The sequence below is a fragment of the Filimonas effusa genome, from assembly GCF_004118675.1.
Taxonomy (GTDB): domain Bacteria; phylum Bacteroidota; class Bacteroidia; order Chitinophagales; family Chitinophagaceae; genus Filimonas; species Filimonas effusa.
The window spans coordinates 377,004-392,098 of the sequence record NZ_SDHZ01000004.1 but is presented as its reverse complement, the minus strand read 5'-3'; the positions used below and the strand labels follow the sequence as shown (position 1 = coordinate 392,098).

The following is a 15,095-nucleotide window of genomic DNA, read 5'->3' as shown; positions in this document are numbered from 1 at the left end:
CACATTTACAAAAGAATAATAATTTAGGCACCGGTATATTTTACCCGCTGCTGTTAATAATTTGGTAACACAAAATCCGTTTCGATTCTTCCCCTTCCTGAGTATTTAGAAATATCGGAAGCATATGGACAAGTTAATACAATCATTCTGGTCAGGACAAGCATCAGATGCCGAAAAAAAGGCATTACTGGAAAAGATCTCCTACCCCGAAACAGGGTGGGAACAACGTTTACAGCAAGCCTGGGATCATTCGCTTGAAACCAATGAAGAAGTGTCAGCTTCAGACGAATGGTTTAAAAACCAGCTCGAAACATTACAACATAAAATAGCACAACGCAACCAGGAACACAGCGCGGAAGAGGCTGGCAATATACGCACGATAACAAGCACACGCTGGCCGATAAGGCCAGCAGCATGGCAAGCTGTTGCAGCAATATTTGTACTGGCGACGGCAACACTATTCCTTTTCATTCAACGCCCGCACAACAATGAAAATAAGATAGCCGTATTACCAGCCAAATCTTCTCCGCAACACAAGAACAGTTTTATCGAAGAGAAGAACAATACCCGTATATCCAGGAAAGTAGCACTGCCCGATGGCTCAACAGCACTACTGGAACCCGGCGCTGTTATAAGCTATAACAATAACTATGGCGCTGCCAACAGGCAAATAACACTTACCGCAGGTATAGCCCGTTTCCATGTTGCCGCAAGCAGCAAAGCGCCCTTCAACGTAATAGCAGGCACTACCCGCACCACAGCCTTAGGTACCATCTTCCGTATAGATATAAGCAGCAGTCATCTTCTTAAAATAAAACTGGTAGAAGGTAAAGTAAAAATAGACGGCACCTCGCAGGATCATTTTATGGCGAAAGCCACCTACCTCCTTCCCGGGCAGGAGCTGAACATCAACCTGCTGCAGCACACGGCACAGCTGATACTACCTGCGCCAAACCGGAAAACAGCGGTAGCGGCCGGCAACACAGCGCCAGATACATTGGCAGCAACAGGAACATTCGAATTTGCACAACAACCGCTTAACAAAGTGTTCCGTCAGCTGGAACAACGCTTCCATACCCCTATCCGCTTTGCAGAAAAAGAAATGTCGCAGCGCTGGTTTACAGGAAGCTTCGAAGCAGCTGATCCGCTTGATATGATCCTTACATCCATATGTAATATGAATAGCCTGCAGTTCAGGCACGACAACAACTCAATTATAATTTTTAATAAATAGTCAGGATTTCATTTTCTCCCTGTCAACTGCCTCCATAAGGCAGAAGGGGCAAACTTTTCATAAACCGAAACCAATTATGTTACAACCATCGCGGAAAAAACTGCCTGTGCAGCTTTGGCTTCATCGCTTATGCAGCTGCTGCATTTTATTCATGACAGCTGTCACAGCTCATGCTTTTCAGGCAACTTCATTCACCGGAACAGTACTGGGCACAGGCAAAGAACCCGTACAGGGAGCCACCGTAGTGCTTACAGAAACGGCAACAGCGCAAAAACGTACTACCGTAACAGACAAAGACGGCGTATTCAGCTTTACAGGACTCACCGCAGGTAAAAAGTATCAGATCAGCTGCACAGCAATCGGGTACGCCGCCTACCAGCAAAAAGATTTCATCATGCGCGCCGGCATCGGCAATAGCCTGCTCATAAACCTCAAAACAGCCGACAAACTGCTCGACGAGGTAGTAGTAACAGGTTATGGCACCCAGAAACGCGCCATGGTAACCGGCGCCGTATCCCAGGTAACGTCGGAAGTGCTGGAAGACAGGCCGGCGCCGGGTCTTACAAGATTACTGCAAGGCACCCTCCCCAACCTCAACCTCAAAATGGTCGACGGCAGCCCCACAAGAGGCGCTGTATATAACATACGCGGCACCACCTCTATAGGCGCCGGCGGCAGCGCACTGGTGCTCATCGACGGTGTAGAAGGCAACCCCGAATTCATCAACCCCAATGACGTAGAAAGTGTTACCGTATTGAAAGACGCCTCCTCCGCTGCCATCTACGGTTCAAGAGCTGCCTTCGGCGTAGTGCTCATCACTACTAAATCACCCAAAAAAGGCACCGTAAAAGTGAACGTCAACTCCAGCTACTCCATGAACCAGCGCACCGTTACTCCCGACCTCATTACCAACGGCTATACCTGGGCCAAAAACTTCGACGAATCGTTCAACGCCTGGTACGACTATAACTCACACCCTACCGTAGTTAACAACATCTTCCCTTTCTCATTGGAATATCTCGACAGGCTGCGCGAACACGACGAAAATCCCGCGCTCTCAAAAGTAGAGTATAACGCCTCATTAGGCAGGTATGAATACTTCGGTAACACCAACTGGTATAAAGAACTATACAACGACAATATACCTTCTACAGAACAGGCCATTAACGTAGCAGGCGGCTCCGAAAAAGCCAACTACTTCTTATCAGGCCGCTACTATTTCCAGGACGGCATCTTCAAACCCAACCCCGATAAATTCAACAAATACAACCTCCGCGCAAAAGGCGAAATAGCCATCAGCCCCTGGCTTACCGCACAAAATAATTTCGAGCTATCGAACTACACCTATACTTATCCCATGCTTGCCGACAGGGACAACCAAACCATCTGGCGTATGATGGACCTCTTGTCTTTCCCTATGGCAACCATTTACAACCCCGATGGTACTCTTTCTCATACGGGCGTATATTCAGGCATAGGCGCTTTTATCGACGGTAACAATAAGTCGAAAACAAAAAATGTCTACTTCCGGAATACCATAGGATTGGTAGCACGCCCCTGGAAAAACTATCTCACCGTCAAAGGCGACTTCACTTATTCCCGCGAAACAAATGAAGAAACAAGGGTCAACAATTTCGTGAACTATAGCACTGCTCCCGGCCAGGTATCGAGGCTTGGCAGAAGCCTGCTGCAACAGCTTACCAACAACAGGAATTATATCGCCTCCAACTTTACAGCCGAATACCATAACAACTTCGGCAACCAGCACGACCTGAAAGCATTGATCGGCTCCAACATTGAAACCTCAACCACAAGGATCTTCAACGCCAGCAGGGACGGCCTCCTCGTACCAAACAGGCCCGACTTCAACCTGATGGATGGCCTCAACTATACCATCACCGGCGGCGGTAATGAATGGGCTTACCTGGGTTTGTTTTACCGCTTCAACTATGCATTCAGGGAACGTTATCTTCTGGAGGTAAATGGCCGCTACGACGGCTCTTCCAAATTCCCCGCAAAACAGCGTTATGGCTTTTTCCCCTCCGTATCGGCAGGCTGGCGCATTACAAAAGAAGCTTTCATGAGCAGCACCCGCTCATGGCTGAACGACTGGAAGATAAGAGGCTCTTACGGCTCCCTGGGTAATGGCAATGTACAGCCTTACCGCTACCTCGAACAAATGAACGTGAGTAAGATGAGTGTGATCCTCAACGGCATCCAGGACAACTACACGCAACTGCCCGGTGTGATCCCCGCAGGCCTTACCTGGGAACGCTCATCCACATTCGATCTCGGCATGGACGTATCCGCCTTGTCAAACCGCCTGACAGCCAGCTTCGACTGGTACAACCGCAACACCAAAGACATGTTCACCGCAGGTCAGCCCTTACCCAACACCTTTGGCGCAACAGTACCCTACGGCAACTACGCCGATATGTCAACCAAAGGCTGGGAATTCTCTTTGTCCTGGCGCGACAAAGGCCGGTTGATGGGTAAACCATTCGAATACGGGATCACAGGCTCTTTATGGGATAGCAGATCAAAGATCACCAGGTTCAACAACCCTACAGGAACACTGGCTTCTACTTATTACGTAGGCCATACCATCGGCGAAATATGGGGTTATACCACAGCAGGATTGTTCACCTCCGCAGATGAAATAGCACACCATGCCAACCAGGACTTCCTGCAAAACTCCAACAACCGCAAACTCTTACCCGGTGATATCAAATTCGTTGACGTCAACAACGATGGCTTCATTAACCAGGGAGATAACACCATCTACAAACCCGGCGACAGAAGCATCATAGGTAACAACGCCCCCCGTTATCAGTTTGGCTTCACCCTGTCTGCCAAATGGAGAGGCTTCGGCATCTCGGCATTCTTCCAGGGCATCGGTAAACGCGACTGGTACTTTGCACCGGAAGCAGGCCTCTTCTGGGGATTATACAACCGCCCTTACGGCTACCAGTCCGAAAAAATGATGAACAACAGGTGGACAGAAGAAAACCCCAACGGCTATTTCCCACGCTTAAGAGGTTATGCCGCCAACGCCGCCAACCGCTCCCTGGGCGCACCTCAAACCCGTTACCTGCAAAACGCCAGCTACCTGCGCTTAAAAACGCTTACCATAGATTATACCTTGCCACAGGCATGGCTGCAACGCCTGCACCTTGCAGGAGCTTCTGTCTTTTTCTCTACACAAAACCTGTTCACCTTATCAGGTATGTATAAGTACACACGCAACATAGATGTAGAAGTGATAGAAGACCCCGTAGGCGACCTGCTCAACAATAGCGGTCAGGGCTATGCCTACCCCATGCTCAAAACAACCACCCTGGGCCTGAACCTTAACTTCTAATACTACCTGTAATAAATATTTACTGTAATGAAATCATTCAACAGAAATACAAAACTACTTGCAGTAATAATCTGCGTTGTTACCGCCCTGTCATGCACCAAAGACTTTTTAAACAAAGAGCCTTTCGATAAACTGGTGCCAGCCTCCTTCTTCAGCACCGAGGCAGAACTGAAACTCTACGCCAATTCATTCTATGAAAAGGCAGTACCCACAGGACTATCCGTTGCCATCGCCGATGAAATGGGCGACTACACCTCCAAATCAAACTCTCCTGCATTCATAGCCGGCAGCTTTTCCGCTGTCGACCAGGCCGCATGGTCATGGTCCGATCTAAGGAACATCAACTACTTCCTGCAGAAAATGCATAACCCCGCTATCGCACAGGAAGCACGCGACCATTACGAAGGACTGGCCCGCTTCTTCAGGGCTTATTTCTATTTCGATAAAGTAAAAACCTATGGCGATGTTCCCTGGTACTCCACCCCGCTCGATGTAAGCGATATCGATGAGCTTTATAAAGGCCGCGACCCCAGAACGCTGGTCATGGACTCCGTATTAAAAGACCTCGACTTCGCCTGCACTCATATCAGGGATGCCAAAGACAACAGCGCCTCTACGGTTACACGACTGGTAGCCCTGGCCTACAAATCAAGGGTCTGCCTCTTCGAAGGCACCTTCCGCAAATACCATACGGAGCTGGGCCTCACAGCCAGCGCAGCAGAATGGCTGAAACAGGCCGCAGAAGCAGCAAAACTGGTGATCGACGGAAAGCAATACAGCATCTATAACACCGCCACCCCACGCGCCGACTACCGCAAATTGTTTACAACAGAAGCACCCGTATCACAGGAAGTGCTGTGGGCAGTAGTATACAACAACGCCTTACGCAAGTGGCACGATATTACCTGGAAATTCAGCAGCGCCACCTATGGCGCCCGCTGGGGCCTCAACAAACAGTTCATCAACACTTACCTGAACACCGACGGCTCCCGCTTCACCGATAAAGAAGGCTTCGACACCATCCAGTTTGTGAGGGAAATGAACGGAAGAGATGCACGACTTGCACAAACTATAAGAGCGCTCGGGTATAAAAGAAGCGACGGAACCGCAGCACCACCTAACTTTGGCTATACATTCACTGGCTATCATATCTACAAGTACAGCCTCGACGATAAATACTATGATGGCACAGCCGAAGCTTTCAACGCCATACCCTTGATAAGATACGCTGAAGTATTGTTGAACTATGCCGAAGCAAAAGCAGAACTGGGAGAAATGAACAACGACCTCTGGAACACAACCATAGCAGCATTACGCAAACGCGCAGGCACCGGCACACAACCGCCAGCAACGGCCGACAAATACCTGCAACAGGTCTATTTCCCGGAGATCTCCGACCCATTCCTCCTGGAGATCCGCCGCGAAAGGGGCATAGAACTGGTATATGAAGGCTTCCGCTATGCCGACCTCCTGCGCTGGAAAAAAGGTCATTTACTCGAAATGCAATGGAAAGGCATTTATGTTCCGGCTATGGACCAGCCAATGGACCTCGATGGCAATGGCACTCCCGACGTATCGTTCGTAAAAACAATCCCGGCCACCAAAGTCCCCGGCGTTGTTTACTACGTCATCGACGGCAGCGCAGCACGCCTCACCGAAGGCACCAAAGGCTTTGTAACCTGGCGCGACGATGAAAAAAGAAGCTTTCCCGATAAGAAATACTTCAGGCCCATCGCAAACGCCGATTATGTTCTAAACCCCAAACTCGGACAAAATAAAGGATGGGAATAAACGCTCTGATAAAAATGAAAACAAAACTATTTACTCAATTAACGGCAGGTGCATTGGCACTTGCCGTTAACTGTTGCTCCTTATCGCTCTTTGCAAATCCCCAAACCGCAAACACAGCAACAGTAGCAAACGCAACCGCAAAAGACGCTGCAAAAACAGTTACAAAAAACACAGCGACAATAACGACATCAAACGCAACAACAGCAAACACAACACTAACAACGACAACAAACGTAACAACAACAGCAGGCACAGAAACCGATACAACCAGCGGTATCCCAGCCATACAACAACTAAACCGTTACCTGCCCCTGCTAAAAGGCAAACGCCTCGGCCTCGTAGCCAACCACTCCTCCGTCATAAACGGCAAAAGAAGTGTCGATGTATTGCTGGCACATAAAATGAAAGTAGTCAGGCTGTTCGGCCCCGAACACGGCGCCAGCGGAAGCATTGCAGCCAATACCGCTATAGCATCCGGTAAAGATGAACGCACTGCGCTCCCCGTCGTCTCACTCTTCGGTACACATGTAAAACCCACCTCCCGCGAACTCGAAAACATAGACCTGATGCTGTTCGACATGCAGGATGTTGGCGTTCGCTTCTACACTTACATCTCCACCCTCCACTACGTCATGGAAGCCTGCGCCGGAAAAGGCATTCCCCTCATCGTATTCGACCGCCCCAACCCCAACGATGGTTATATAGACGGCCCCGTTTTGCAGAAAGGCTTCGAAAGCTTCATAGGTATGCACCCTATCCCCATTGTACACGCACTTACCATCGGCGAATACGCGCAAATGATCAATGGCGAACGCTGGCTAAGCAACAACGTTCATTGTAACCTGACGGTAATAAAAATGACAAACTACCGCCACGGCCAGCCTTATCATTTTTCAATCCCCCCTTCCCCTAATTTAAATACCCTTAGAGCCATTTATCTCTATCCATCACTATGTTGGTTCGGCGCCACAGCTATCAGCGACGGAAGGGGCACTTATTTTCCTTTTCAGGCCATCGGGCATCCCTTACTTAAAGCGCAATATGCTTTCTCCTTTGTACCCGCTCCCATAAAAGGAATGAACGAAGATCCCCGCCACAAAGGCGACACCTGCTATGGCCCCGACCTGCGCAACTATCCCACGGAAGTATTTGGCCCCGGAGGACAATTAAACCTCCAATGGCTGATAAACATGTATCGCCTGTTCCCGGACAAATCAAACTTCTTCAACGGAGAAAAAGATTCCGCCAGCAACAGCAAACTGCACTTCGACCTGCTCGCAGGAAACACAACGCTGCGGCGCCAGGTAGAACAGGGACTGCCGGAAGCCGTAATAAGAGCCTCCTGGCAAAACGACCTGCAAGTCTATAAAACCACCCGGAAAAAATATCTCATCTACCCCGATCCCGCTCCGCCAATGAAGATCATGACTTACAACATCCATCACGGCGCAGACAAAGATGAAAAAGACCAGCTGAAGGAAATGGCAGACTGCATCAAAAGCTCAGGTGCCGATATCGTTGCATTACAGGAAGTAGACAGTGTATGCCGCAGATCGGGCAACAGGGATCAGGCTGCGGAACTGGCCGCACAAACAGGCATGCATCATATTTTTGTCCGCCACTTCGCTTTTGAGAACGGCGCATACGGCCTGGCCCTGTTATCAAAGTTCCCCATAGAAAAGATCCATCTTCATCGCCTGCCCATAGACGCCTCCGCTACACAACAGTCCGTAGCATTCTTTATCGCAGACCTCAAAACAGCAGAAGACAAACGCTTATCCGTAGCCGTAGTACATATGGACTATAGAAGTGAAGCCTCCCGCACAAAACAGGCCGGCATTATAACAGAAATATTAAAACAATTCAACGGCCCGGTCATCCTCGCAGGCGATATGAATTCATCACCCGCAGCACAACCAATCAGTGTATTGAATCGCGCATTCACAGACGCCGTATCTCAATCCGTGCTCAGCTTCCCCGCCCACAAACCCGACAGAAAAATAGACTATATCTTCATCAGCAAACACCTGAAAACCATCTGGTCAAAAGCCATTGAAGTACAATACTCCGATCACCTGCCCGTAGAAGCAGCAATAGAAAATGAATAATAACAAACTGCCACAAAAAAAGAGGTTGGCTCATAAATAAAAATAGCCGCTGAGAATCGCTTAAATGGGTGCCCGGCTCCATCAGGGATACGAATAAAAAGAGGGTGTATCCTATGTAGAATACACCCCCTTCTCTGTTTGTATTGTCTGAAAAAAGCTGCTTATAAGCGCTTCTATTTCTTATCCAGCGCATCAGACAAACGGCTCGCTACATCCTGGAGGTGTAAACGGGTTGCCTGGTTGGGAGCGCCCGGAATAGCTGCTTTGATCTCAGAAAGCAGGCTGCGCGCCTGGCCTTTCAGGATAGAAGTAGCATCGGAAAGCTTGGCAGTGCCGCCGCCGCCACCCTGTGGCATCATGGCGTCGCCGCTTGCAGCAGGAGGAGCAGGCGTAATTACAGCCAGCAATGTTTCTACATATGCCTTCTGTAAAACACGACGCTGTGTCTCGATAGCTTTGTGCGTAGCAAGTTCACTCCAGATCCCTTTCTTCAGGTCATTCGTCATTTCAACAGCAGAATAAGCAGCAGGCCCCTCCGCTTCTTCAAACATAGACAACTTGCTCACTGTTTGCAGGCTCAGCAAACGCATAAGTGTTCCCATCTGAATATTGGTAACATACATCGAAGGATTAATACCCGTTGTAGCCAGGATCTTATAATCCATCAGCCAGGTTGGCGTGGTGAACAGCTGCTGCTGCAGAAATGCCATCGCTTCTTTCTGGCGCGCTTTAGGTGTAAACTCAATAACAGCACCAGCCTGCTCCACAAATTTAGGAGTGGTCATGATACCACCAATATTCTTTGCAACATGCCCCATATAACGGTTAAACTGGCCAGCTACTTCTTTATACATAGTGCCAAGGTTGTCATAACCTTCGTTGGCTTCTTTCGTCCACTCAGGTAATTTAACCAGTATACGTTTCAGGTTTTTGATACCATAAGCGCTTGCCAACATAGCATTGTCGCCAAGATCTTCATTCTGGCAACGCGGATCATCCCTGTCTGTTTCAGTACCAAACCAGAGACGCTTGTTGGCCTTCAGCCTTTCAATGATCCATTTGTTCGACCAGGTAGCTTCTTCAGCGCCGGTTTTGTATTCAGGTTTCCATTTGTAACCCCATTCAATAGCCCAGATATCATAATCGCCAATACGTGGGAAAATGCCTTTCTCTGTGATATTGTCTTCAGGCTGTGCTACATAGTTGAAACGCGCATAGTCCATGATAGAAGGAGTATGTCCATTGGCTTCAACAAACTGTTTGTTACGCAGCATTTCTACAGGTACAGTAGAAGAAGAACCATAGTTATGGCGCAAACCTAAAGTATGCCCAACTTCATGAGAAGAAACGAAACGGATAAGCTGTCCCATCAGTTCATCATCAAACTGCATCTTGCGCGCCTTCGGATCGATAGCCGCAGCCTGAACCATATACCAGTTACGAACAAGACTCATAACGTTATGATACCAGTTTACGTGTGTTTCAATGATCTGTCCGCTGCGGGGATCATGTACGTGAGGGCCGCTGGCGTTAGGTATATCAGAGGGTTTGTACACGATAACATTATGCCTTGCATCGTCAATGCTCCAGGTACTGTCGTCTTTAGGCGCTTCTTTAGCGAAGATCGCATTCTTGAAACCTGCCTTTTCAAAAGCAACCTGCCAGTCGTTCACACCTGCAATAAGATAAGGAATCCATTTCCTGGGAGTAGCAGGGTCTATATAAAATACGATCGGTTCCCGGGGTTCTACCAGCTCACCTCTTTTATACTTTTCTACATCCTCCGGCTTGGGTTCCAGCTTCCAGCGGGTGATCATGCTTACCTTTTTTACCCCCTGCGGATTCGCATCGAAATCGGTATAACCCGTTGCAAAATAACCTACACGCTCATCGAAATAACGTGATTTCATGGGCACTTTAGGCAGTAATACAAGCGAGCTGTTTAACTCGAACGTAGCCGGCGTAGAATTTCCGCCGCCGCCGCCCATCATCGCTCCCATACCACCACCCGTGGGCGATTTCATATAGGTTTTAACGGTCTTCACCTCAACATTCATCGGAAATGCCTTCACATCATCGATATACGATGAACCAGCCTGCATGCCCGATAAACCAAGCGCCCTTTTGGCAGTAGGATCGAAGAACATGATATCATTGTCGCCTGAAATAAATTCAGTGACATCGATAACGACAGCGCTTGACCTGGAAGCAGAATCTTTATGAAAAGCCTTGATATCAAAAGCCGCTGCAATAGGTTGCAGGTTTGAATTCAGAACAGACTTGTACATACCATTTTCCGTAGTATCGGCACTTATCTCGGTATAAGAGATCAACTTCAGGAAAAGACGGTTGTTGGGTCCCTGCTCAAACCGGATGACATTATCATTGATCTGGTCTCCCGCATAACCAATCATCCGGGCGCGGGCACCTGCAGCCGATTTCGCAATACGGCTTACCACCAATATATCACGTGTAATAACAGAATCAGGGATCTCAAAGAAGTAGCGGTCTTCCACTTTATGAACGGTAAACATGCCCTTACGGGTAACAGCCTTGCTGGTAATTACTTCGTTGAAAGGTTTAGGCCCTGTACTGGGAGCGCCACCACGGTTCATCATTCCAGGCATATTGGCCATACCACCCATCATAGGCTTGCGGGTAGTGTCCGTTGGCGAAGGTTTAGGATCCGGCGTTCTTTTACGTTGTGCAGTAGCAGCAATGCCCATACACAAGCAAACGCCCATAAGCAAATGAATTTTGCGCATCGGGAGTTTCAATTGAATAATGATTTGAATAAGATTGTACTCGCTATAACAAGGTACTGTTACCTTACTATAAGGGGTAAAAATAAGAACTATCCGACAATCCACGTAACTACTCGTAGATTTCCGGCGGTTTTAGGGTTTATTTAGGACAAATGAATGACAGACGGCAGAAAACGAATGACGAATGTGAACCCGGGGGAAGGAAAAGACCGGGTAAAAGAAAGGCTGTATCAAAAAACGATACAGCCTTTTAGGGGGATATGAAATCTGATGCTGTTTATTTTTTGTTCAACAGCGCTTCCAGCTTCGCACCCAACGCGTCGCCACGCAGGTTTTGAGCAATGATGCGCCCCTTCGGATCGATCAGGAAGTTCTGCGGCACCGCCGATACGCCATACAGCAGCGCAGCCTCATTACCCCAGTATTTCAGATCCGAAACATGTGTCCAGTCCAGTTTATCGTCCTGGATCGCCTTTATCCAGCGCGCTTTGTCGCCCTGCTTGTCCAGCGATACGCCAAGCACCGTGAAGTTCTGGTCTTTAAACTGGTGATAGTATTTTACCACATGCGGATTCTCCTTGCGGCAAGGTCCGCACCAGCTGGCCCAGAAATCGAGCAGTACGTATTTACCCCTGAAATCGGAGAGCTTAACGGGATTGCCTGCTGTATCAGCCTGGGTAAAATCAGGAGCAATAGCCCCTATCGCAATCCTTTTCTTTCCTTCTAAACGGCCAATGAACTCATGACCTGCCGGTGATTTCTGCACTTTCTCAGGCAGGGTCTTAAACAGTTCCATTACCATGTCCGACTGCTTTTCACCACCACCGGAAATATTCTGCAAAGCATACATCACCATCGGATCCGAAGGATTCTTTTTTACAAAACTCACAAAAACCTTTTCGCTCATTTCTTTGCTGATGCTATTGATATCAGCCAGCACTTTTTTACCTGCCGCAGAATCACCAGCCTTGTTGAACGCATAGTATTCCGGCATTAGTTTACCGATCTTTTCCTTATAAGGCGCCGCCGCCGAAGTAAGCTTTTCAAAAGTCTCCTGCGCTGCAGAACCTTTTACTGTGATATTACCAAAGTAATCGGTATTCGTAATCTCGATATTGCCCGCCTGAACATACACCTGCGCACGGTTCCGGTTATTGATCATCATCGGCCCCTTTACTTTCGACATATCCACACGACCCAGCAGGTTTACCTGTAAAGCGCCTTCCGCTTCCAGTGTAAAATGATACATACCGTTGACAACAGTGGCGCTGTCAAGATGTTTCGCACCGTCATAGGTGTAAAACATAAACACCTTTACATAATCCTCCTCCATATTGATCATCTTCCCGGAAATATGGATGGTATTATCGCCCTTACTTGCCAGGGCCATCGCTGGCCATGCCAGCAAACTTAAAAGTACTCGTCGCATTTTCAATTCTCCTTTAATTTATAAATATTTATGAATAATGATTAGATAAAAGGCTTCCACGCCATCGCTTTAATTTTACCAAAACCCTCATATACCCGCACCGAACCCGTATTAAGCGCCCCGCTGGATGGATCTACCAGCATCTCATACACTTTACCATTCCCCGAAGCCTCATCATAAGTGGCGATATAAAGAACCTTATTGGCATTTTTAGGCGCATACAACACATCCTGCGCAGGATTGGTGCCATAAGAACGCTGCAGCCTTATACAGGTGATCTTTTCATTACCCGGAGCCGTCCATAAGTTCTCAGTAACGCCTGTATTGTATTTGAATTGGTAGAACTTATTGCTGCCCGCACTGTAATAAAATATTTCACCCAGGTAACCCGCAGTAATGGAATTGATATTCTCTATCTCCGGACAGGCGCTCATATCATACTTGCCTTTCGCAAGCGTACTGTCGGTATCCGCTACCCTGAAGTTCGCCGCCAGCAGGTAATATTTACCCGTACTGGTTTGCTTCATCACCGAATACTGGTAATAGTTCCTCCCTACATCCGATAACAGGAACTGCATCCCTACATTATTGATATCGAATGGCCCCTTGGCCGCCTGCTTGGTTGTGAATGGTATAATATCGGCGCCCGCAGAAGTAAGCTTAAGAAAGCGCTGGTTGGTCTGGTCATATACTACCGTGGCAAGGGTAGCATGAACGCTCGAGGCAACCCATGGCGCAAGCGTGCCATAAGTGCCTGCCGCACCATCATCAAACGCCCTCCTGCCCGGCGCAATAGTCAGGTAGTCTATCTTATGAAGCTTGTTATTGTTCAGCACAAACTCCTTACGCCCTTCCGAAGCAGTGATAAAAGCAGGCGTCTTCACAGAAGGCACTGTCCAGAAAAGCGTATCGCTGAATGTCGCCTTTCGCTCAAACGTACCCGGCCATACAGATGCTACATCCTCAGAAGTCTGAATGAACAAACTCAGGTAAGTAGGAAAGTTGGCCGTAGAAGTAATAAGAGAACCCGGCTTCCCTTTCAAAGGCGCACCGTTCGAAGCGGCATACAAATCGTACAACACCTTCTCCTTTACTGTCGCCTTGGCAATGCGGTCGTTTACGATAAGACCAACATCGCTATGCCCGTTTTTCTCGTAAAGCACCATCCACCCCTCGGCAAGGGAAGGCGCTATCGCCACAGCAAATTTGGCAAACGCCTTTACGCCAGTTTTGGTATTTACCACCGTAAACAATACTTCCCACGCCATTTCAGGCTGGTCAAGCATTTTATGCAGCGTAACAGTACTGTCCAGCGTACGCTCATCATTCAAACGAACACTCGACGCCGGGTACATCTTCCATACAAACTTCAGCTCGGGGAACTGGGGTTTGGCAGAATTGACCTTTACTCCCTGGTAAGTAACTACAGGAGCAATAGTCAAAGTATCGAACCTTTGTATAGAGTAATTGGTGGCCAGTCCCGACGTATCTATAGTAGCCTCATCGATACTGACATAATCGTAATTGCCTTTGTCTTTATAACATCCCGCTATTACTGCTACAGCGAGTAATAAAAAGGAGAGCTTTATATATGGAAGGTTAAAACGCATAATGGATAGTTGAATGGTAACGAATCTTTAAAAGCTGATCGCCTGCCCCGTTTCATCGGTCAGGGGCGTAGTATGTGTGGCATTATATTGCAACAAAGCTGTTTTACAGGTATTGCTATAATACTGGTATTGCGTATAAGGAATTTCATCCGGCGGAACAGCAGTACCCGAATAACGCACCCTGTAAGTAGGTGGCACGCCTGTTACATTGGTGATGAACTGGAACTTCACCTTGCTGAACGATTTGAACAACGATGCCAGCCTGGTGTATGCCGAAGATGTTTCCGCATCCCAGTTGGCAGGCTTCTGAAAACGATCGGCAAGCACCACTTTCATCGCCTGCATATCCGAAACACCCGCAGGCAGCTCACTACCCGCAGCTACCGCAAAACGTATAGAAAAACTGGTGTCGGCAAAATCGGAAGACTTTAATATATAAATAGGCAACACTGCCGTATAGCTATTGGCCGCAATCTTGTACTGCCCAAACTTATAATGCACCCCAAGCCTAATTTTATTGGTATCGCCACCCACGGCTTTTAAAGTGAACGAACGATCCTTATCGGAGATCAATCCCATCAGCCGGGCAGTGAACATTACAGAATCAACAGCACGGTCAGGCTTCAGGCTGAAATTATAAACCACACTGTCTTCAACATAAGCGCTGGTGCCAAGCCACACATTCACAAAAGGAGTAGAAGCATCGTAAACAGGATATGCAGTTTTCTTACACGACAGCATAGCAACTGCTGTAAGTAGCGTTATAGCTATATATGGAATACTTTTCATTGTGTTCA

Annotated in this window: 8 protein-coding genes; 4 read left to right on the top strand and 4 right to left on the bottom strand. The window is 48.0% G+C overall.

What is annotated here, in order from left to right; all coding sequences use genetic code 11:
* Positions 1–124 precede the first annotated feature (124 nt).
* The 4 genes from ESB13_RS21250 to ESB13_RS21235 all read left to right on the top strand — a co-directional run bounded on the left by ESB13_RS21250 (position 125) and on the right by ESB13_RS21235 (position 8,494).
* A complete protein-coding gene (locus ESB13_RS21250; RefSeq protein WP_129005708.1) occupies positions 125–1,234 on the top strand; it encodes a FecR family protein in 1,110 nt (369 codons plus the stop codon).
* Positions 1,235–1,385: 151 nt separating this feature from the next.
* Entirely contained in the window at positions 1,386–4,595 is a 3,210-nt protein-coding gene (locus ESB13_RS21245) for a SusC/RagA family TonB-linked outer membrane protein (RefSeq protein ID WP_129005744.1), read from the top strand.
* Between the two features lie 27 nt (positions 4,596–4,622).
* Positions 4,623–6,386, top strand: a complete 1,764-nt coding sequence (locus ESB13_RS21240) for a RagB/SusD family nutrient uptake outer membrane protein (protein WP_129005707.1) — start codon at positions 4,623–4,625, stop codon at positions 6,384–6,386.
* 14 nt (positions 6,387–6,400) lie between these two features.
* Positions 6,401–8,494: an exo-beta-N-acetylmuramidase NamZ domain-containing protein gene (locus ESB13_RS21235; RefSeq protein ID WP_129005706.1), complete on the top strand. Its 2,094-nt coding sequence runs from the start codon at positions 6,401–6,403 to the stop codon at positions 8,492–8,494.
* A gap of 173 nt (positions 8,495–8,667) precedes the next feature.
* Here the strand turns inward: ESB13_RS21235 and ESB13_RS21230 are convergent, their stop codons facing one another.
* The 4 genes from ESB13_RS21230 to ESB13_RS21215 form a co-directional block, all read right to left on the bottom strand.
* Entirely contained in the window at positions 8,668–11,259 is a 2,592-nt protein-coding gene (locus tag ESB13_RS21230; protein ID WP_129005705.1) for a zinc-dependent metalloprotease, read from the bottom strand.
* A gap of 277 nt (positions 11,260–11,536) precedes the next feature.
* Positions 11,537–12,688, bottom strand: a complete 1,152-nt coding sequence (locus ESB13_RS21225) for a TlpA disulfide reductase family protein (RefSeq protein ID WP_129005704.1) — start codon at positions 12,686–12,688, stop codon at positions 11,537–11,539.
* Positions 12,689–12,729: 41 nt separating this feature from the next.
* Entirely contained in the window at positions 12,730–14,298 is a 1,569-nt protein-coding gene (locus ESB13_RS21220; protein ID WP_129005703.1) for a PKD-like family lipoprotein, read from the bottom strand.
* 27 nt (positions 14,299–14,325) lie between these two features.
* Entirely contained in the window at positions 14,326–15,087 is a 762-nt protein-coding gene (locus ESB13_RS21215) for a DUF4843 domain-containing protein (protein WP_129005702.1), read from the bottom strand.
* Positions 15,088–15,095: the final 8 nt, after the last annotated feature.

Coding starts and splice junctions, on each gene's coding strand:
- ESB13_RS21225 (WP_129005704.1), bottom strand. CDS start 12,688: ATGCGACGAGTACTTTTAAGTTTGCTGGCATGGCCAGCGATGGCCCTG.
- ESB13_RS21230 (WP_129005705.1), bottom strand. CDS start 11,259: ATGCGCAAAATTCATTTGCTTATGGGCGTTTGCTTGTGTATGGGCATT.
- ESB13_RS21250 (WP_129005708.1), top strand. CDS start 125: ATGGACAAGTTAATACAATCATTCTGGTCAGGACAAGCATCAGATGCC.
- ESB13_RS21245 (WP_129005744.1), top strand. CDS start 1,386: ATGACAGCTGTCACAGCTCATGCTTTTCAGGCAACTTCATTCACCGGA.
- ESB13_RS21240 (WP_129005707.1), top strand. CDS start 4,623: ATGAAATCATTCAACAGAAATACAAAACTACTTGCAGTAATAATCTGC.
- ESB13_RS21220 (WP_129005703.1), bottom strand. CDS start 14,298: ATGCGTTTTAACCTTCCATATATAAAGCTCTCCTTTTTATTACTCGCT.
- ESB13_RS21235 (WP_129005706.1), top strand. CDS start 6,401: ATGAAAACAAAACTATTTACTCAATTAACGGCAGGTGCATTGGCACTT.
- ESB13_RS21215 (WP_129005702.1), bottom strand. CDS start 15,087: ATGAAAAGTATTCCATATATAGCTATAACGCTACTTACAGCAGTTGCT.